15 protein-coding genes are annotated in these 19,857 nt (G+C 38.0%); 10 read left to right on the forward strand and 5 right to left on the reverse strand.

Annotation, left to right across the window (positions count from 1 at the left end; translation table 11 throughout):
* Positions 1-67 precede the first annotated feature (67 nt).
* Together CA265_16330 and CA265_16335 are read left to right on the forward strand one after the other, a co-directional pair.
* The gene (locus CA265_16330; protein ID ARS41137.1) at positions 68-3,157 is read left to right on the forward strand and encodes a SusC/RagA family TonB-linked outer membrane protein; all 3,090 of its coding nucleotides are present in this window, start codon (positions 68-70) and stop codon (positions 3,155-3,157) included.
* A 16-nt stretch (positions 3,158-3,173) separates the two neighbouring features.
* The gene (locus CA265_16335; protein ARS41138.1) at positions 3,174-4,553 is read left to right on the forward strand and encodes a hypothetical protein; all 1,380 of its coding nucleotides are present in this window, start codon (positions 3,174-3,176) and stop codon (positions 4,551-4,553) included.
* A 62-nt stretch (positions 4,554-4,615) separates the two neighbouring features.
* On the opposite strand, the gene CA265_16340 is transcribed toward CA265_16335, so the two are convergent.
* Complete coding sequence (locus CA265_16340; GenBank protein ID ARS41139.1) at positions 4,616-6,511, reverse strand: acetate--CoA ligase; 1,896 nt, start codon at positions 6,509-6,511, stop codon at positions 4,616-4,618.
* Between the two features lie 302 nt (positions 6,512-6,813).
* Between CA265_16340 and CA265_16345 the strand changes: the two genes are divergently transcribed.
* The 5 genes from CA265_16345 (at position 6,814) to CA265_16365 (ending at position 10,016) form a co-directional block, all read left to right on the forward strand.
* Positions 6,814-7,047 carry a 50S ribosomal protein L28 gene (locus CA265_16345; GenBank protein ARS41140.1) on the forward strand — a complete coding sequence of 78 codons (234 nt, stop codon included), beginning with the start codon at positions 6,814-6,816 and terminating at the stop codon, positions 7,045-7,047.
* A gap of 44 nt (positions 7,048-7,091) precedes the next feature.
* Complete coding sequence (locus tag CA265_16350) at positions 7,092-7,274, forward strand: 50S ribosomal protein L33 (protein ID ARS41141.1); 183 nt, start codon at positions 7,092-7,094, stop codon at positions 7,272-7,274.
* A gap of 86 nt (positions 7,275-7,360) precedes the next feature.
* On the forward strand, positions 7,361-7,516 hold the full coding sequence (locus CA265_16355) for a DUF4295 domain-containing protein (GenBank protein ARS41142.1): 156 nt from the start codon (positions 7,361-7,363) through the stop codon (positions 7,514-7,516).
* Positions 7,517-7,601: 85 nt separating this feature from the next.
* Positions 7,602-8,564 (forward strand): signal recognition particle-docking protein FtsY, encoded by a 963-nt coding sequence (locus CA265_16360; GenBank protein ID ARS41143.1) that lies wholly within the window; start codon positions 7,602-7,604, stop codon positions 8,562-8,564.
* Positions 8,565-8,684: 120 nt separating this feature from the next.
* On the forward strand, positions 8,685-10,016 hold the full coding sequence (locus CA265_16365; GenBank protein ID ARS41144.1) for a 30S ribosomal protein S12 methylthiotransferase RimO: 1,332 nt from the start codon (positions 8,685-8,687) through the stop codon (positions 10,014-10,016).
* Between the two features lie 64 nt (positions 10,017-10,080).
* Here the strand turns inward: CA265_16365 and CA265_16370 are convergent, their stop codons facing one another.
* The 4 genes from CA265_16370 to CA265_16385 form a co-directional block, all read right to left on the reverse strand.
* Positions 10,081-10,425, reverse strand: coding sequence for a hypothetical protein (locus CA265_16370; protein ID ARS41145.1), 345 nt, complete (start codon positions 10,423-10,425; stop codon positions 10,081-10,083).
* A gap of 594 nt (positions 10,426-11,019) precedes the next feature.
* Positions 11,020-12,003, reverse strand: coding sequence for a glycerol-3-phosphate dehydrogenase (locus CA265_16375; protein ID ARS43023.1), 984 nt, complete (start codon positions 12,001-12,003; stop codon positions 11,020-11,022).
* Positions 12,004-12,251: 248 nt separating this feature from the next.
* The gene (locus tag CA265_16380; GenBank protein ARS41146.1) at positions 12,252-13,592 is read right to left on the reverse strand and encodes an efflux transporter periplasmic adaptor subunit; all 1,341 of its coding nucleotides are present in this window, start codon (positions 13,590-13,592) and stop codon (positions 12,252-12,254) included.
* Between the two features lie 87 nt (positions 13,593-13,679).
* On the reverse strand, positions 13,680-15,119 hold the full coding sequence (locus CA265_16385) for a transporter (protein ARS43024.1): 1,440 nt from the start codon (positions 15,117-15,119) through the stop codon (positions 13,680-13,682).
* Positions 15,120-15,193: 74 nt separating this feature from the next.
* On the opposite strand from CA265_16385, the gene CA265_16390 reads away from it, so the two are divergent.
* The 3 genes from CA265_16390 (at position 15,194) to CA265_16400 (ending at position 19,780) form a co-directional block, all read left to right on the forward strand.
* The gene (locus tag CA265_16390; GenBank protein ID ARS41147.1) at positions 15,194-15,871 is read left to right on the forward strand and encodes a polysaccharide deacetylase family protein; all 678 of its coding nucleotides are present in this window, start codon (positions 15,194-15,196) and stop codon (positions 15,869-15,871) included.
* Positions 15,872-16,088: 217 nt separating this feature from the next.
* Positions 16,089-16,664 carry a hypothetical protein gene (locus tag CA265_16395; GenBank protein ARS41148.1) on the forward strand — a complete coding sequence of 192 codons (576 nt, stop codon included), beginning with the start codon at positions 16,089-16,091 and terminating at the stop codon, positions 16,662-16,664.
* A 350-nt stretch (positions 16,665-17,014) separates the two neighbouring features.
* Positions 17,015-19,780: a bifunctional aconitate hydratase 2/2-methylisocitrate dehydratase gene (locus tag CA265_16400; GenBank protein ID ARS41149.1), complete on the forward strand. Its 2,766-nt coding sequence runs from the start codon at positions 17,015-17,017 to the stop codon at positions 19,778-19,780.
* Positions 19,781-19,857: the final 77 nt, after the last annotated feature.

Raw genomic sequence — 19,857 nt, forward strand, 5'->3', positions numbered from 1 at the left:
TTTTTAGTTACATTAAGAGTATCATTTCTATGAATGAATAAACATTATTAACTAAACTAACAATTTGATGAAAAAACTACTCTTATGTATGATTTTATCTCTCGGTGTAATTTCATTTGCTTTCGCACAAGGCAAGGTAATTAGCGGGAAAGTAACGTCGGCCTCAGGACCCATTCCTGGGGTTAGCGTATTTGTAAAAGGCTCACCATCAACCGGTACGCAGAGCGATGCCACGGGAGCTTTTAAATTAACAGTTTCGGAAGATGCCAAAACAATCGTTTTTAGCTTCATCGGTTTTAAGACCAAAGAAGTACCCATTAGCGGACAAACGGTCAATGTAAATCTGGAAGAGGAAAATAATACCTTATCTGATGTGGTTGTGGTGGGTTATGGTACTCAGAATAAACGGGATGTAACAGGTTCTGTAGCTTCTGTTAAATCGAAAGACCTGGAGAACCTGCCCGTAACAAGCTTCGAGCAGGCCCTTCAGGGAAAGGCAGCTGGTGTACAGATTGCCGCACAAAATGGAAAACTGGGGCAAGGCATAACGGTTAGAGTAAGGGGGGCTGCATCGGTAACGGCTGGAAGTGAACCACTCTATATTGTTGATGGAATCCCGATTACTTCAGGTGATTTTTCCAGCACCACGGCGCCAACCAGTGCCTTGGCAGATTTAAACACCAATGATATTGAATCTATTGAAGTATTAAAAGATGCCTCTGCTTCTGCAATTTATGGTGCAAGAGCTTCAAACGGAGTTGTTTTGATTACCACGAAACAAGGTAAGGTGGGCAAAACGCTTATCCAGTTTAATGCACTGGGCGGCATCAGTACACCTTCCAATCACAGAGAATTTCTAACTGCTGAACAATATGTTAAAATAGAACGCAGAGCAGGCCAGGGTGCAGCAAATCAGGATTTCCTTAACGGAGATTATGCAACATTACAAGAAGCACTTGACGATTACAGTGCAAGTGTTGAAGCACGTTTAAACCGTTATTCGGCAGGCAATAACGATTATCAGACTTACAAGGTCAATACCAATTGGGAAGCTGCATCTTTTCAAGACAATCCGGTTACCCAGCAATACGATCTGAATTTAACAGGCGGAAATGAAAAGACAAAATTTTATATCGGTGGCCAGGCGCTAGATCAAAACGGAATTGTGATTGGGAACAGCTACAAACGTTATAGCGGCAGATTAAACCTGACCAATAAAGTAACTGACTTTTTAGAAGTTGGCGTTAACCTTAATTTCTCAAATAGCATTAATAACAGGTTATCAAATGATAATGCTTTTTCAAGTCCGTTACAATCTGTTGCACTCTCACCGATCACACCGTTTATCGATCCCCGATCGGGTTTAATTAGCGGAACCTTACCAGGAGCAGCTTCAAATTATCCGGTCTATTATAATCCATTTATCAGTGTCGACAATGCTTTTTACAAAGCAACCGTATACAGAACCATTGGTAAAGCTTTTGCGAACATCAACATTGCCAAAGGACTAAAGTTTAGTACTGATTTCTCTATCGATAACTTAAATCAAAACGAAGAAAGTTATTATGGATCATTAACCTTTAGAAACACTGGTACCTCAAATGGATATGGGCAAAATATTTCAACTTTTGTAATTAATGCCAATACCAATAACTTTTTCAGTTATAATGCATCAATCGGAAAAAGTGCTTTTGATTTTGTTTTGGGTACGAGTTATCAAAAATCAACCACCAAATACAGCACCATTGAAGGGCAGGATTTCCCAAGCGATTCTTACATTAAATTGGGATCTGCTGCAACCAAGGTGATCGCAACCAGCAACGAAGGTGCATTTAGCTTTTTATCGTATTTCTTTAGGGCTAATTACAAATATAACGAACGTTATTTACTTGGCTTTAGCGTAAGGGCTGATGGTTCATCCCGTTTTGGAACTAATAATAGGTACGGATATTTCCCTGCAGGTTCATTGGCCTGGATTGCTTCTGAAGAAGATTTCTTAAAACAAAGCGAAACCATCAGTTTATTAAAATTTAGAGTGAGTTATGGTTTAACAGGTAATGCCGAAATCGGCAATTATTCTGCCCGTGGTTTATTTAGCGGAACAGGCGCATACGGAGGTTTACCCGGACAAATACCTTCGCGGATTGCCAATCCCGATTTAACCTGGGAAAAAACCAAACAACTTGATATTGGCTTCGACTTTGGGATCTTAAAGAATAGAATTACAGGCGTTTTTGATTTCTATCAAAAAAACACAACCGATTTATTGTTGGATGTACCTATTCCGCAAACAACGGGTTTCTCTACCAAAACTCAAAATTTAGGCTCCTTAAAAAATACAGGTTTTGAATTGGGCATTAACACCGAAAATTTTGTAGGTGCCTTCAAATGGTCAACTGCCATAACAGGCGCCATTAACAACAACAAGATTACCAATTTAGGTGGGCAGATTTTAAACAGTAATGAAATAAATGCGGCCATTTCAGGTCAACCAATCGGAGTATTTTACATACCGGAATACGCAGGTGTAAATTCTGCAAATGGAGATGCGCTTTATTACCTCAACACTACTGATGCTTCGGGCAATGTAAACAGATCAACCACTACAGATATTAATCAAGCACAAAGAATATTTGCAGGCAACCCCAACCCTAAATATACATTCGGCTTAAACAATACTTTTTCGTACAAGAATTTTGATTTAGGTATATTTTTCCAGGGTGTAAAAGGCAATAAAATTTTCAATGCAGGTGGCCAGTACATGAGTGCAAATGCATCAAACGGTTATGATAACCAAACGGCTGATCAAATGAATTATTGGGATAAACCAGGTGATGTAACACTTGTTCCCGAGCCTCGCTTATTTGCAGGTAACGGCATTGGAAACTCCACCAGATACCTTTCTGATGGTTCATACGTCCGCTTAAAAACATTAACCCTTGGTTATACCTTCCCGGCTTCGGTATTAACAAAAATTAAATTGAGCAAATTAAGATTATATGCTACAGCACAAAATTTAGCGACAATTACAGGTTACAAAGGGTGGGATCCAGAGGTAAATGCCGATTATCAATCGACAAATATTAATCAGGGTGTAGACTTTTATTCTGCACCACAACCACGTGTAATTTCATTTGGTATTAACATTGGCCTATAATTAAAAAAGAATCAAAATGAAAAAGACATATATAAATAATATCATATTTACTTGCATGCTTTTGATGGCGATATCATCGTGCAAAAAACCGCTTGATATAAATCCTGTTGATACCATTGAGCAAAAAAATGCTTTACTCACTTCAAAAGATGTTGAAGGTGCCTTAGTTGGTGCGTACTCAGATCTTGGCAGCCGTAATTTCTTTGGTGGCCGTCCGTTTTTAATAACGGATTTTTTAGCAAATACTGATGCCATTGAATGGTTTGGCACCTACGAGGAATTAACTCAAGCCATTAATAAATCACTTTTAAAAACCAATACCTTTGTCGATAATGTTTGGGCTGCAGGTTACACATCAATTAATGATGCCAATAATGTTATAGCAGCCATTGATAAAGTAGAAGCGGCCAAAAAAAGCAGGGTTGAAGGTGAAGCGAAATTTATTAGAGGAGCCGCATATTTTGAACTGGTAAGGTTATTTGGAAAAGCCTATAATGATGGTTCGCCAGCTACAAACCTGGGGGTTCCGATAGTATTAACACCAACTAACCTCATCAGCGAAGCAAATTATGTAAGCAGGGCTACTGTAGCGGCTGTTTATAATCAGGCTATAGTTGATTTAACCGATGCAGAAGCTAAATTGCCTGCAACCAACAGTTTCTTTGCGACTAAATCTTCAGCAGCTGCAATGTTAGCCAGGTTATATTTACAAATGGGCAATTATAGTGCTGCCGCCGCTGCTGCAAATCGGGTAATTACTTCAGGAAATTACCAGTTAACAGGAACTTACCTGGATGCTTTCCCTAAAATGCCTGAAAGCGGAAAACCGGCAAAACCAGGCGACAATACTACTGAAGATGTTTTTGCCATGCAGGTAACAACTTTAACCGGATTTAACGGTTTTAATGAGTTTTATGGTTCATCAACATTTGGTGGCCGTGGAGATGCCGTAATTTCACAAGATTGGATTGATGCAACTTATACCGCAGGCGATGATAGGGCTAATGCTTTTTACGATGATGATGATATTTTCACGTCGAAATTCGGAAATCAATTTGGAAATATACCTGTAATCAGACTCGCGGAAATGTATTTAATCAGGGCAGAATGTAATGTCCGCTTAGCTCCGGCTGCTCCTATTGGAGGCGTTACACCGCTACAAGATTTAGCCACCGTTAGAAGCAGGGCTGGCTTAACAACCCTAACCGCAACCCTGGCAAATATCCTTAATGAAAGAAAGCTGGAGTTTGCTTTTGAAGGCTTTGCATTACATGATGCAAAAAGAACACAAACCAATATTGGTAGCTTACCCTGGAACTCTAACAAATTAGTTTTCCCAATTCCACAAAGGGAAATTGATGCAAATACAAAACTGGTTCAAAACCCAGGTTACTAGAAATAGCAGATAACAAAAATGGCCCCGAAAAACCGGGGCCATTTGTTTATTTAAAATTATTGTTAAAGCTTTTTCGCAGCAGCTATAATTTCTTCAACCACTCCCGGATCAAGCAGTGTAGAGGTATCGCCTAAATTACTGGTATCCCCTTCAGCAATCTTGCGTAGAATTCTACGCATAATTTTGCCTGAACGTGTTTTTGGCAAACCAGAAACAAACAATATTTTATCAGGTTTTGCTATCGCACCAATTACACGGGTAACCGTTTGTAAAATATCTTTTTTAGATAATTCGGCTTCTCCGTGCATTTCCGGATAAATTACAAAAGCATAAATACCCTGACCTTTTACATCGTGCGGATAACCTACCACCGCACTTTCTACCACACCAGCGTGCATATTAATCGCATTTTCTACTTCAGCGGTACCAATTCTATGCCCTGAAACATTTAATACGTCATCCACACGACCGGTAATACGGTAATAACCATCCTCATCGCGCAAACAACCATCACCGGTAAAATATAAATTATCGTAAGTAGAGAAATAAGTTTGTTTGCAACGCTCATGATCGCCATAAGTGGTACGCAACATACCTGGCCAAGGGAATTTGATACAAAGATTTCCCATTACGCCGTTTCCTTCAATTTCATTACCATTTTCATCAACCAAAATTGGCTGGATACCCGGCAATGGCAGGGTAGCAAAACTAGGTTTGGTTGGGGTTACCGTAGCAATAGGTGAAATCATGATCCCCCCGGTTTCGGTTTGCCACCAGGTATCGACAATAGGCGCTTTACCGTGGCCGATTTTTTCGTCGAACCAATGCCAGGCCTCTTCGTTAATTGGTTCTCCTACAGAACCTAAAACACGGATTGAACTTAAATCTTTACCGTTAAGCGGATCATCACCATAACTCATTAAAGAGCGAATAGCGGTAGGCGCTGTATATAAGGTATTTACTTTATGTTTTTCTACAATATCCCAAAAGCGAGAAGGCGTTGGGTAGGTTGGGATTCCTTCGAACAATACAGATGTTGCCCCTTGCGAAAGCGGCCCATAAACAATATACGAGTGGCCTGTAATCCAGCCAATATCGGCTGTACAAAAATAAACTTCTCCAGGCTGGTAATTAAACACATTCGAAAAGGTATAACCTGCATAAACCATATAACCGCCGCAGGTATGCACCACACCTTTAGGTTTACCGGTAGAGCCAGAAGTATAGAGAATGAACAGCATATCCTCTGCATCCATTTCTTCGGCTTCACAAATATCGTTTACGTGTTTAACCTCATCTTCCCACCACACATCTCTGCCTTTCAGCATCGAAACAGGGGTACGGATATGGGTTAATACGATACATTTTTCTACCGTTGGGCAACCAATTAATGCATCATCAATTACATCTTTTAAAGGAATCTGTTTATTACCGCGATAAGAACCGTCGGCAGTAATCACCACTTTACATTTCGAATCATTAATCCGGTCAGCAATAGATTTAGCCGAAAATCCGCCAAAAATAACCGAATGTACTGCACCAATTCTGGCGCAGGCCAATACAGCAATAGCCAGTTCGGGCACCATTGGCATATAAATACAAATACGATCGCCTTTTTTAGCACCGTTACGTTTTAAAACATTGGCAAAACGACAAACGCGTTCGTGCAACATTTTATAAGTATAAGTCACACTTTCTTCTTCAGGATTATTAGGTTCCCAAACAATAGCAGGTTTATCTCCATTGGTAGCTAAGTGGCGGTCTAAACAGTTTTCGGTGATGTTAAGTTTTGCCCCTTCAAACCATTTGATATTTGGTTCGTTAAAATTCCACGATAATACCTTAAACCAGGGTTTACGCCATTGAAAGTTTTGCGCTACTTCGCCCCAAAACTGCTCTGGGTTTTCTACGCTTTTCTTATAATCTTCTTCGTACTGCTTAAAAGATGTAATTTGCATTGCTCGTTCTTATATTTTGGATTAGTGGGGGCTAATTTAAATAAATAATCATAAGGAGAAATAGCTTAATCGTATCAAAATGAATATCAAACGTTTGATCAGAAATATTTATTTTTAATATAGCTTAATATAAGAAGAAATTCATATTCGGCATTAATAAACATTACATAACCTTTACCGCGGGTAAATAATAATTATAAAAAATAATTAGCTAGGCTATTGCCGTTTACAATTATTATTCAGATATTTGCACACTCTTAAAAAAATTAAGCGGACGATATTAACAACTATATTTACAAGTCATGTCAAGAGTTTGTGATTTAACAGGAAAAAAAGCAATGGTAGGTAACAACGTTTCTCACTCAAACGTTAAAACCAAACGCAAATTTTACCCAAACCTACAACTTCAGAAATTTTATATTCCTGAAGAAAACCGTTGGATTACGTTGAAAGTTTCTACTTCAGCGATTAAAACCATCAATAAAGTGGGCATTAGCGAAGCAATTAACCGTTTCGTAAAAAAAGGATTTTTGTAAAAAACATTAACTGTTGAGATTAACAGTTTTCAATTTATATTAAAATGGCAAAAAAAGGTAACAGAGTTCAGGTTATTTTAGAATGTACTGAACATAAAGAAAGTGGCATGCCAGGTATGTCTAGATATATTTCTACCAAAAACCGTAAAAACACTACTGAAAGATTAGAATTAAAAAAATTCAATCCAGTATTGAGAAAAGTAACCGTACATAAAGAGATTAAATAAGATTGATGGTGTAAAGGTAGAAGGTTAGGGTATACATCCCCCCCATTCTATCCATCTATCATTCAATCATTAAATTTTATAAGAACATGGCAAAGAAAGTAGTTGCAACCCTTAAAACAGGTACAGGTAAAGAATATTCGAAAGTAATTACAATGGTAAAATCACCAAAAACCGGTGCTTACTCATTCAAAGAACTTATCGTACATAACGACCACGTAAAAGATGCTATTGCATCTAAATAAGGTTAATATTTTTTAATATTAAAAGATATTAAAGGCCGTTCCGTTTTAACCGGAAGGGCTTTTTTTGTTATATAAAAATTTAGATATGGGTTTATTCGATTTTTTCAAAAAGAAAGAAACTGCACCTGAAGCTCAGGAAGCACTGGATAAAGGTTTAGAGAAAACCAAAGACGGTTTCTTTAATAAAATTACCAAAGCTGTAGCAGGAAAATCTTCTGTTGATGATGAAGTGCTCGATAATCTCGAAGAAGTTTTGGTCACTTCTGATGTTGGCGTAAGTACGACATTAAAAATTATCAAACGTATTGAAGAACGTGTTGCCAAAGATAAATACTTAAACACTTCTGAGCTTAACTTTATTCTCCGCGACGAGATCCAGTTGCTGTTATCTGAAAACAATAGTAACGATTTCCGCCAGTTTGAGTATGGCGACCATAAACCTTATGTAATTATGGTGGTTGGCGTAAATGGTGTTGGTAAAACAACCACTATTGGAAAACTGGCACATAAACTTAAAGAATCGGGACTTAAAGTTGTACTAGGCGCTGCCGATACTTTTAGAGCTGCAGCTGTTGATCAGATTAAGCTTTGGGGTGAACGCGTTGGCGTGAGGGTTGTAGCACAAGCCATGGGTTCTGATCCTGCTTCAGTTGCTTTTGATACCTTACAGTCTGCTGTTGCTAATGGTGAAGATGTAGTGATTATCGATACAGCCGGACGTTTACACAACAAAATCGGCTTAATGAACGAGTTGGGTAAAATTAAACAGGTGATGCAAAAGGTTGTACCAGGCGCACCGCACGAAATTTTATTGGTATTGGATGCCTCAACCGGACAAAACGCCTTTGAACAGTGCAAACAGTTTACCGAAGCGACAGATGTGAATGCACTGGCCATTACCAAATTAGATGGTACAGCTAAAGGTGGTGTCGTAATCGGCATATCAGATCAATTCAGGATTCCTGTTAAATATATTGGTGTAGGAGAAAAAATTGGCGACTTACAGCTTTTCGATAAGAAAGAGTTTGTGAATAGTTTGTTTAAATAGGCGTAATTATTTTAATGCCATCGTCATGCTGAATTTATTTCAGCATCTATTTAGAAAGAAGACCCTGAAATAAATTCAGGGTGACGGCTATATTAACACAGTAAAGATCAAGTGTAAAAGATGAATACCAAAATAGTAAGAAGTAAAAGCGCAATTAAGCAACCTAAAATTAATGTAATTACATTGGGTTGTTCAAAGAACATATACGATTCGGAAGTATTGATGGGGCAGTTGCGTGGCAACAATTTAAATGTTGTGCACGAATCAGACAAGATGGGTAAAGATGATATCGTTGTAATTAATACCTGCGGTTTTATCGATAATGCCAAACAAGAATCAATTGACACTATTCTTCAGTTCAGCGAACTGAAAGAAGCCGGTAAAATTGGCAAAGTAGTCGTTACAGGTTGTTTATCTGAACGCTACAAACCCGAACTGGAATCAGAAATCACAAACGTTGATGCCTTTTTCGGCACCAACGATCTGCAAAATATATTACATGAGTTAGGCGCCAATTACAAACATGAGCTCATCGGCGAGCGTTTGCTAACCACCCCTTCTCATTTTGCCTATTTCAAAATTGCTGAAGGCTGTAACCGTCCTTGCTCTTTCTGTGCCATTCCCTTAATGCGTGGTAAACACTTGAGTAAACCAATGGAAGAATTGGTTAACGAAGCAAAAATATTGGCCAAAAACGGCACAAAAGAACTGATTTTAATTGCTCAGGATCTTACTTATTACGGCTTAGACCTTTATGGTGTACGTAAGTTAGATGAGTTGATGCGTCGTTTATCGGATGTTCCCGGAATCGAATGGATCCGTTTGCAATACGCCTACCCTTCTGGTTTCCCGATGGAAATTTTGGATGCCATGAACGAACGCGACAATATCTGCAAATACCTGGACATGCCCTTACAGCACATTACAGATAATATGCTAAAATCGATGCGCCGTGGTACGACCAAACAAAAAACCATCGATTTAGTCAATCAGATTAGGGATAAGGTACCAAACATTGCCATGCGTACCACTTTAATTTGTGGCTACCCTGGCGAAACCGAACGCGATTTTGAAGAAATGAAGGAATGGGTTGCCGAAACAAAATTCGACCGCCTAGGTTGCTTTACCTACTCGCACGAGGAAAAAACACACGCACATACTTTAGTGGATGATATCCCTGACGAAGTAAAACAACAACGTGTAGATGATATTATGGAAATTCAGCAGGGTATTTCCTTCGATATTAACCAGGAAAAAGTAGGCAAAACCTTTAAAGTACTGGTAGATAAAAAAGAAGGTGATTTCTTTGTTGGAAGAACCGAATTTGATTCGCCCGAGGTTGATAACGAAGTTTTAATCGATGCCGCAACCGGTTATGCAGCTAACGGAAGTTTTGTAAATGTAAAAATAGACCGGGCTGAAGATTTCGATTTGTACGGAACCATAGTTTAGAAAAATATATAAAATTCTGCATAAAAAAATCCGATGAGTTATTCATCGGATTTTTTTTATGTTGTTATTTTTTAGGTTCAGGTCTGTTTTTAATCTGACTAGCTTTTAACCAGATTTTAGCACCTTTCGAGTTCACATAATATTTTTCATTTTTTGCATTGATATAAACATCAGATCCATCTGGTGCCATTTTGCCTTTCCAGGTTTTATCAGCAACTTTCGAACTGCCTTTTACCGCTACTTCTGCAGTTTTATTACCTACAGATTTAGCACCTTTGCTAATTGCTTTTCCGGTATGATCTAATGCTTTACCTACTTCAGTTTTTTTCTTTTCTTGAGCATTTACGTTTAAAGCTACACCTCCAAACAAGGCCAGCGTTAATAAACCCATTACTAATTTCTTTTTCATGACAGCTATATTTTTATTTAAATGATAACAGGTAATCTGCTGGTTTTGTTTTATAGCTACATCATATTAAAGAAATCTTATTCCTAAAAAGCGAGAGCAGGATTGAGATAAGAAAATATTTTTTGAAGCGCAAGGTCAGTAACAGCTATTAAGGTTTGTTCCCGTGCTCCGCTGTATCCTTTCGCTGCGCTTCCGGGATGCCGCTGCGCCCGGGGCTAGTTACCAGGGTACTGTAAAAAACGAGGGCAAAATTTCCTTTCGAAGAATATTTGTGCTTTTAATGCACAGGCCTTTGTTTAATAAACCTTGTTGAAGTGATTATCCTTTTTGTTGCACAACCCCAAAAAACCTCCACTAACCAACACAAAAAGATAAAAGCGGAAAGAAGGACTGCCCGAACCGAAAAGCAATGAACCTGCTTTTCAATAAAAAATAAAGATTGCTTTATAAGACACGGCAAATGTGAATATACCTACTGCCTTTAGTGTGAATTTCCCGCTGATCACACAGATTAACGCAAATTAAAATTACAAATCAGCACTTTTCTGCGAAATTTTCGGGAGATTATATGCGCCTTAAATGCTGAACATCACCTTAGTTTAATTTCTCGGCCAGCAATTTCATTTCGATATGCGGCGAATGGTTTTCGTAGATAATGCTATGTACCGCCTTACAAATTGGCATATCTACATGGTATGCCTGGTTTTTAATATGCATGCATTTCACCGCATAATAACCCTCGGCAATCATATTCATTTCCAGCTGAGCAGATTTAACGGTATAGCCCTTCCCTATCATATTACCAAAGGTACGGTTACGGCTAAATTGCGAATAAGCGGTTACCAGTAAATCGCCCAGATAGGCTGATTCTTTAATATCGCGGTCGATGGGGTGAACCGCATCTACAAAACGTTTAATTTCACGGATCGCATTACTGATCAATACCGCCTGAAAGTTATCGCCATAACCTATGCCGTGGCAAATGCCGCTGGCAACAGCATATATATTTTTTAAAACTGCTGCATATTCTGTCCCAAAGATATCATCCGACACGTTTGTTTTAATATAACGGGTATTTAAAAATGAAGCAAATGTAGCGGCTTTTTCTACATCGGTACAGGCGATGGTTAAGTATGATAATTTTTCCAACGCCACCTCTTCGGCATGGCACGGACCACTTACCACCAGAATATCATGATAAGGAATACCATAATTTTTATGCAGAAATTCGCCTATAATCAGGTTATCTTCAGGAACAATTCCTTTAATGGCAGAAACAATCTTCTTCCCCTTTAAATCTTCTGCGGTGATGGTAGATAAAGTTTCTTTGAGAAATGCTGCCGGAACATTTAAAATTACAAATTCAGCTGAATTGATAATGGCATTGATATCAGAGGATATATTGTTCTCTTGCGTAAGTTTAATTTCAACAGAACTAATATAATTTGGATTGTGCTTAAATTTTTTAATATGCGCTATAGCAGCTTCATTACGCATCCACCAAAAAATTTCCTTTTCGGCTAAATTATCTGCAAGCATTTTTACAATGGCAGTCGCCCAGCTCCCGCCCCCTATCATTGCTATTTTAGGTACCATATTTTAAAGAGGTATAAGGCTTAAGGTAAAAGGCATAAGGTTATTATGGCCTACGTACTAAAGCTTAAGGTAAAAGGTGTAATATTTAGACTCGAGTAACATATCTCATACCTAAAATCTTACGTCTCAAGCCCGCAAGTTACTATTTCTTATAGATATTTACACTAAAAAGTGTGAGGCGGATAGGCAATACCCTACACCTCACACCTTTAACCTTATACCTCAAGAGGCTACTTCTTAGCGTCTTTGTTAAACAACTGGTCTTTAGATGTTTTTTCTACAATCATTCCGTCCTTTAATTTGTTTTGGATCGCAGAGTAAGGACCTGTTACAATTTCTTCGCCAGTTTTAACACCAGATTTTACGATAATGAACTGATCGTTTTGGATACCTGTGGTTACCTCTGTTTTTTTAACTTTTTTGGTTTTAGCATCGTAAGCATAAATATACTGCTTCACCTTTTTATCGGTTAATTTAGATTTTTGCTTATCAGTGTTTGCCTGGTTACCCTGGTTTTGGCTGGCATCGGCAGATTTTGCATTATCAGTAAATACCGCCTGGATTGGAATGGCCAAACCAGTTAAAGATTCGCTTTCGATATCAACAGTAGCCGACATTCCCGGACGGAAAATCGATTGTTGTTTGCCAGCTAATTCTTCAGTAATTCTAATTTTTACCGAGAAATTGGTTACCTGATCTACTGAGGTAGATACGGCGGTACCCACTGCTGTTGATGAACTTGCAATTTCAGTTACCTCGCCTCTAAATTTTTTATCAGAAAAAGCATCAACCTCTATCGAAGCTTTATCGCCAACTTTAACACGGGTAATATCATTTTCGTTAACATCAACGTTAACTTCCATTGATGATAGGTTAGAAATACGCATAATTTCTGTACCTGCCATTTGCGAAGTTCCTAAAATACGATCGCCCAATTCGATTGATAGTTTCGACACTACACCATCAACTGGTGCGTAAATAGTCGTTTTAGCCAGGTTTGCCCCTGCTTCTTTAACGTTTGCGCCGGTTTGTTCTAAAGTAAATTTAGCGCCTATTACGCTTTCTTTCGCGCTGGCTAAATTTGCTTTAGCTGTTAAATATGCGGCTTTAGCTGCGTCGAATTCGGATGCCGAGATCACTTTTTTATTAAACAGTTCAACATTACGTTTATAAGTAGCATCTGCGTTTACAAAGTTAGCCTGGTTTTGTACCAGTTGTTGTTGAGCGGAAGCCACACTTGCTTTTTGAGCATTGAAACTAGCTACCGTTCTTTCATATCCTGATTGTAAAACATCCGGACGCACTTTACAAAGCAATTGACCGGCTTTAACAATATCGCCCTCTTTTACTTTTAACTCTACTACCTCTCCCGATACCTCAGAACTTAATTTAACTTCTGTTTCCGGCTGTATTTTACCACTTGCGGTTACGGTTTCAACCACAGTTTTATCTGACGCTTTTTCTGTAGTTACTTTTTCGGTCTTATCACCACCAATAACTCCGGCTAGTTTTAATATCACTAGAAGGGCTACGATAGCAACTACGGTAATAATAATATGCTTCAGTTTCATAATTTATTGTATTTCGTTTGTTTGTATTAAAGTTTGTAATGTTTTAAACTTGAAAGCTTTTAATACTTTTCGCTTTAGTTTTTAGTTTTAAAAAACAATCTGTTTGCCCAGGTAATAATCAATTACTTTTGCCCTGAATAAAAGATCATATTTAGCCTGTATAAAATCTATCTCCGCTTTATTTCTATTGGTTTGAGCGGTGCTATAATCTAAAGAATTTACTAAACCAACATTATAACGCTGCTCAATTACATAAAAGGCATCTTTTTGCGCCTGAAATGCATTCTGAGTTGATGAATAACGACTTTCTGCGGCCTTTAGATCATACACAGCCTGAGAGATTACCTTGCTTAAATTATTCTTGGTAAGTTGTTCCTGTACCTGAGTATTCTGATAGTTAATTTTTGCTTTTCTAACATTTGTTCTCGCCTGGAAACCATTAAAAATAGGAATAGAAAGATTTAATCCAACATATTGGTTAAAGTTATCTTCTATCTGCGAGCCGAAAGCTTGTTTCCCTAAAACAGTTACAAAGTCTGGTGCAACAACAGATTCGTTAGTGGTTAAGGTTCTTCCAATTTCAGAAAATCCGTTTGGGGTAATTGAAACAACCTTACTTCTGCCACTTGAAAAATTAGATCCTAAACCAGCTCCGATTGAAAGTCTTGGGTAATAAGACGATTTTGCAACACTAATTCCTCTTAAGGCAGCTTCTGTTCTTAACGATGCTAATTTAACATCCGGGAAACTGGTTACCGCACTGGTGAAAATGGTATTGATATCATAACTGTTCTGTAAAGAATAGTTTTCTGCAATAACCGGTGCCTTTACCTCAAATCTGTTTTCTGGTTGCATTTCCATCAATTGATTTAAAGTTAAGTAAGATACCGATAATGTATTTTGAGCATTTGTAGTATTCAACTCTGCAGTTGCCACCTGTGATTTTGCCTGCGAAATATCGGCTAAGGTTTTATTACCGGCATCTAACAAAGCTTGTTCCCTTTTTAAGGTCTGTTTAGCCACATCTAACTGTTGTTGCGAAGCCGCCAGTAAGTCTTTATTATACAGGATCTGCATATATGAGGTTACCACTTGCAAAATTAAATCGTTTTTGATTTTCTCTACATTGGTTTGATCGGCAGCAAGCAAAAGTTTGTTCTGTTTGATCTGGTTTATTTTCTGAAAGCCCTGAAAAAGATCGGCACTTGCACTTAAGCTACCATTGGCTGACGAGAATTGCTGTGAAATAAACTGATTGGTTGATGGATCGATGCTACGACCGAAGTTTTTATTATAACTTGCTGATCCGTTAAGCGTTGGTAAAAGCGCATTTTTAGATTGACTTAGCGTTTCATTGCTTAAAGCTGCACTAAATGCAGCCTGTTTGATCTGTAAATTATTTCTAAGGGTATTATCTACTGCCTGTTGGATGGTTAAAACTTGCTGTGCATTAGCCTTATTGGCAAAACTGAGCGCGATAACAAAAGTAAAACCGGTAACTAACTTCTTCTTGGTAAACATCTTCATAATTTGTTTCAAATCTATATAAACAACTTTAATAATTTCAATCTGTACAGGCATTTAGTAACTTTACCGCTAAAATGTACCTGATCAAATCACCGCTTCTGCTAAAATGGTATTATCCATCACTATTATGGAATAAATCCCGCACCGAAAAAGTTATTTATTTGACCTTTGACGATGGACCTATACCCAATGTTACAGATTTTGTATTAAAAACTTTAAAAGTCTTTAATGCTAAAGCTACATTTTTTTGCATCGGCGATAATATTGTAAAACACCCCGAAGTTTTTGAACGTGTAAAAAACGACGGACATGCCATTGGCAACCATACTTTCAATCATTTAAAAGGCTGGAAAACCGATAATGAAACCTACCTTCAAAATACGCTAAAATGCCAGGAACTCACGCAAACCAATCTTTTCCGCCCACCTTATGGCAGAATCAGGAAAAGCCAGATTAAAAGTCTGAAGTCCGTAGTCCGTAGCCCGAAGACCGTATTCCAAAATCAAAAATCTGACTTAGGACTAAGGACCATCGACTCAGGACTGAACATCGTAATGTGGGATGTACTCAGCGGCGATTTCGACACTAAGCTTTCGCCCGAAAAATGTTATCAAAACGTGATTAAACATACCGAAAATGGTTCTATAATTGTATTTCACGATAGTTTAAAAGCATTCGATCGTTTATCTTACGCCCTTCCCAAAGTATTGGCTTATTTTACTGAAAAAGGTTTTACATTTTCAACGTTGTAGTCCTTAGCCAATCCTATGCCAAGGCTCTTATCAACAAGTAAAAACCTGACAATCAAAATATTAAGATAAATAAAAATAGACAACTGTTCAAAACCGCACAAATTTGTCCGATAACGAACGGTTATGGAAAAGCCTGTTATTATCCATCATCAGTTAAAAGCGTAACATGTTCCAAAAACTGTCAGCAAGATATTATCTTTTTATTCTTACTTTACTATTGTTATCATGCAATGGAAACGTTGAACAAGGTTTTGAAAAAATCCCGCCCGGACTGAATGTAACCGAAGATCTTATTAGGGCGATACGACCGGATAAAGATTATCAATATTGGGCGTGTATTCGGCAGGGATATTTCCATAATCCAAATACCAATACGGAAATCATCACCGGAAAGGGCGACATTTCTTACCTGATGAACAATAAATTTGACGACCCTAAATTAGGCTTCTTATACAAAATGTGGCAAGGCTATTTTTATATTGCTTATGTAGATCATAATCACTTAAAATTGGTTACCGAAGAAGCACAATTGATCAAATTTATAGGCAAGATTGATAGCATAGAAGAAGCTTTGCTCATTGCAGATATCCATAATTTATCGGTCGATTATACAAGAGCTATTGGCAGTTCGTATAAAAAAGTTAAAAATGGTTATGAATTCTATCTGGTAAAATTCCATAAGTGCACCGTGAGAACAGAACCCTTTAAGGTTAGCATTGATACTTTAGGTAATTACAAAGCTAAAAGCCTGGGTTTTTTCTATGATGTTGATGACTATACCTGTTATGATTAAAAGTACAAATAAGCTTAAATTGAAAATAAGCTTTTCCGCTCGCAAGACCTTGAAATAATTAGCGCCTACACACATTTATCAGCATAAATCCAGCCGATATTTTTTTCATCATTTATACTTTTTTATGACCTTCAATTCACATCTTTTTTCGTAGTTTAGAACAATTCCAAATTACGCAATCGCCTGCCTAAATTGCATTTAAGGGTTGTTTTTTGCTATTTTTGTTTTAACCAAAAAATTGAGCCTTATGGGTTCAATAAACGCAAATTAATATACAAAACAGTATTCTTTTTTGTAAAAAGCGGGTGTTTGTAGCACAATCTTATAGCAAAAAGAATAAAATATCTAAGATGAGTATTTATAACGATTATATCCAGGAGATTGAAGACAGAAAAGCTCAAGGTCTTCACCCTAAACCTATTGATGGAGCAGAATTATTGAGTGAAATTATTACTCAAATCAAAAATGTAAACAACATAAACAGAGAAGAAGCTGTTAACTTTTTCATATACAACACTTTGCCGGGCACCACTGCCGCAGCTGCTGTTAAAGCACAGTTCTTAAAAGAAATTATTCTGGCTGAAGTTATTGTTGCAGAAATCACACCTGATTTTGCTTTCGAATTGTTATCCCACATGAAGGGCGGTCCATCTATCAAAGTTTTGTTAGACATCGCTTTGGCAGATAATGGCGATAAGGCTAAAAAAGCAGCAGATGTTCTCAAAACACAAGTTTACTTGTACGATGCAGATACAGATCGTTTAAAAGATGCTTATAACAACGGTAATGAAATTGCTAAAGAAATATTGGAGAGTTATGCTAAGGCCGAATTCTTCACCAAACTTCCTGAAGTAGCAGAAGAAATCAAAGTGGTAACTTTTATCGCTGGTATTGGCGATATTTCTACAGATTTATTGTCGCCAGGTAACCAGGCACACTCCCGTTCTGACCGTGAATTACATGGTAAATGTATGATTACGCCAGAGGCTCAGGAAGAAATTAAAGCATTGCAGGCTCAACACCCTGATAAAAGCGTAATGTTGGTAGCTGAAAAAGGCACCATGGGTGTAGGTTCTTCTCGTATGTCGGGCGTTAACAATGTGGCACTTTGGACGGGCAAACGATCTAGTCCATATGTTCCGTTTGTAAATATCGCTCCAATTGTAGGTGGTACCAATGGCATTTCGCCAATTTTCTTAACCACAGTTGATGTTACTGGTGGTATAGGTATCGATCTTCAAAACTGGGTAAAGAAAACGGATGAAAACGGGAATGTTATTCGTAACGAAAAAGACGAGCCCATTTTAGAGCAAAGATTTTCTGTAGAAACGGGAACAGTGCTCACCATCAATACAAAAACTAAAAAATTATACAATGGCGAACAAGAGCTGATCGATATTTCAAAAGCCCTAACGCCGCAAAAAATGGAATTTATGAAAGCGGGTGGTTCTTACGCCATCATTTTTGGTAAAAAAATCCAAACTTTTGCAGCAAAAACTTTAGGTATCGAAGCTTCTTCAGTATTCGCTCCAGCTAAAGAGGTATCTTATGAAGGTCAGGGCTTAACGGCGGTAGAAAAAATCTTCAACAGAAATGCTGTAGGTTTAACACAAGGCAAAGTTTTACACGCCGGTTCTGACGTTCGTGTTGAAGTGAACATTGTTGGCTCTCAAGATACAACAGGTTTAATGACCGCTCAGGAATTAGAGGCAATGGCTGCTACAGTTATTTCTCCAATTGTTGATGGTGCCTATCAATCAGGCTGCCATACCGCATCTGTGTGGGATAAAAAAGCACAGGCAAATATCCCTAAACTGATGAAGTTTATGAATGACTTCGGCGTGATTACTGCCCGCGACCCTAAAGGCGAATATCATTCCATGACCGATGTTATTCACAAAGTATTGAACGACATTACGATTGATGAATGGGCAATCATCATCGGTGGCGACTCGCATACACGTATGTCTAAAGGGGTAGCTTTTGGTGCAGATTCGGGTACAGTGGCACTAGCACTGGCAACTGGCGAGGCCTCTATGCCAATTCCGGAGTCAGTAAAAGTAACCTTCAAAGGGCTGATGAAAGAACACATGGATTTCCGTGATGTGGTACACGCGACACAATTGCAAATGTTACAGCAGTTTGATGGTGAAAACGTATTCCAGGGTCGCATTATCGAGGTGCATATCGGTACTTTATTAGCCGATCAGGCCTTTACCTTTACCGACTGGACAGCAGAGATGAAAGCAAAAGCATCTATCTGTATTTCTCAGGACGATACTTTAATCCAATCGTTAGAAATTGCTAAAAATCGTATTCAAATCATGATAGACAAAGGTATGGATAACCATAACCAGGTTCTACAAGGTTTAATCAATAAAGCAAACAAACGTATTGAGGAAATTAAAACCGGTATTAAACCAGCTTTAATGCCAGATGATAATGCCAAATATTATGCTGAAGTTGTAATCGATTTGGATCTAATTGAAGAACCAATGATTGCCGACCCGGATGTAAATAACGCAGATGTTTCTAAACGTTATACCCATGACACCATCAGAGACTTAACTTTTTATGGTGGCGATAAAAAAGTAGATCTTGGCTTTGTAGGTTCTTGTATGGTGCATAAAGACGATTTAAAAATCGTTTCACAGATGTTGAAAAACGTAGAAACTCAAACCGGTAAAGTAGAGTTTAAAGCGCCGTTGGTAGTTGCAGCCCCTACTTACAATATCATCGATGAGTTGAAAGCAGAAGGCGACTGGGAATATTTACAGAAATACTCTGGGTTTGAATTCAGCGATGCCTTACCAAAAAGCGCAGCACGTACAGAATATGAGAATATCATGTACTTAGAACGTCCGGGTTGTAACCTTTGCATGGGTAACCAGGAGAAAGCGGCAAAAGGCGACACCGTAATGGCTACATCTACACGTTTATTCCAGGGTCGTGTGGTAGAAGATAAAGATGGTAAAAAAGGAGAGTCTTTACTGGCATCTACACCAGTAGTCGTTCTTTCTGCTATTTTAGGACGTATTCCAAGTATTGAAGAATATAAAGTAGCGGTAGAAGGTATTAACTTAACCAAGTTTACCCCTATTTCTACAAAACAATAAGAAACAAATAAACATATTTTATTGTTAATAAAGCATGAAGGCTATCCGATAATCAGATAGCCTTTTTATTTACACTA

The sequence above is a fragment of the Sphingobacteriaceae bacterium GW460-11-11-14-LB5 genome (assembly GCA_002151545.1).
In the GTDB taxonomy this organism is placed as follows: Bacteria; Bacteroidota; Bacteroidia; order Sphingobacteriales; family Sphingobacteriaceae; genus Pedobacter.

Bases quoted from the DNA above. Each gene is read 5' to 3' on its own strand.
- CA265_16340 (ARS41139.1), bottom strand. From the start codon at position 6,511: ATGCAAATTACATCTTTTAAGCAGTACGAAGAAGATTATAAGAAAAGC.
- CA265_16390 (ARS41147.1), top strand. From the start codon at position 15,194: ATGTACCTGATCAAATCACCGCTTCTGCTAAAATGGTATTATCCATCA.
- CA265_16385 (ARS43024.1), bottom strand. From the start codon at position 15,119: ATGAAGATGTTTACCAAGAAGAAGTTAGTTACCGGTTTTACTTTTGTT.
- CA265_16400 (ARS41149.1), top strand. From the start codon at position 17,015: ATGAGTATTTATAACGATTATATCCAGGAGATTGAAGACAGAAAAGCT.
- CA265_16330 (ARS41137.1), top strand. From the start codon at position 68: ATGAAAAAACTACTCTTATGTATGATTTTATCTCTCGGTGTAATTTCA.
- CA265_16375 (ARS43023.1), bottom strand. From the start codon at position 12,003: ATGATAGGGGGCGGGAGCTGGGCGACTGCCATTGTAAAAATGCTTGCA.
- CA265_16365 (ARS41144.1), top strand. From the start codon at position 8,685: ATGAATACCAAAATAGTAAGAAGTAAAAGCGCAATTAAGCAACCTAAA.
- CA265_16370 (ARS41145.1), bottom strand. From the start codon at position 10,425: ATGAAAAAGAAATTAGTAATGGGTTTATTAACGCTGGCCTTGTTTGGA.
- CA265_16355 (ARS41142.1), top strand. From the start codon at position 7,361: ATGGCAAAGAAAGTAGTTGCAACCCTTAAAACAGGTACAGGTAAAGAA.
- CA265_16360 (ARS41143.1), top strand. From the start codon at position 7,602: ATGGGTTTATTCGATTTTTTCAAAAAGAAAGAAACTGCACCTGAAGCT.
- CA265_16335 (ARS41138.1), top strand. From the start codon at position 3,174: ATGAAAAAGACATATATAAATAATATCATATTTACTTGCATGCTTTTG.
- CA265_16350 (ARS41141.1), top strand. From the start codon at position 7,092: ATGGCAAAAAAAGGTAACAGAGTTCAGGTTATTTTAGAATGTACTGAA.
- CA265_16380 (ARS41146.1), bottom strand. From the start codon at position 13,592: ATGAAACTGAAGCATATTATTATTACCGTAGTTGCTATCGTAGCCCTT.
- CA265_16345 (ARS41140.1), top strand. From the start codon at position 6,814: ATGTCAAGAGTTTGTGATTTAACAGGAAAAAAAGCAATGGTAGGTAAC.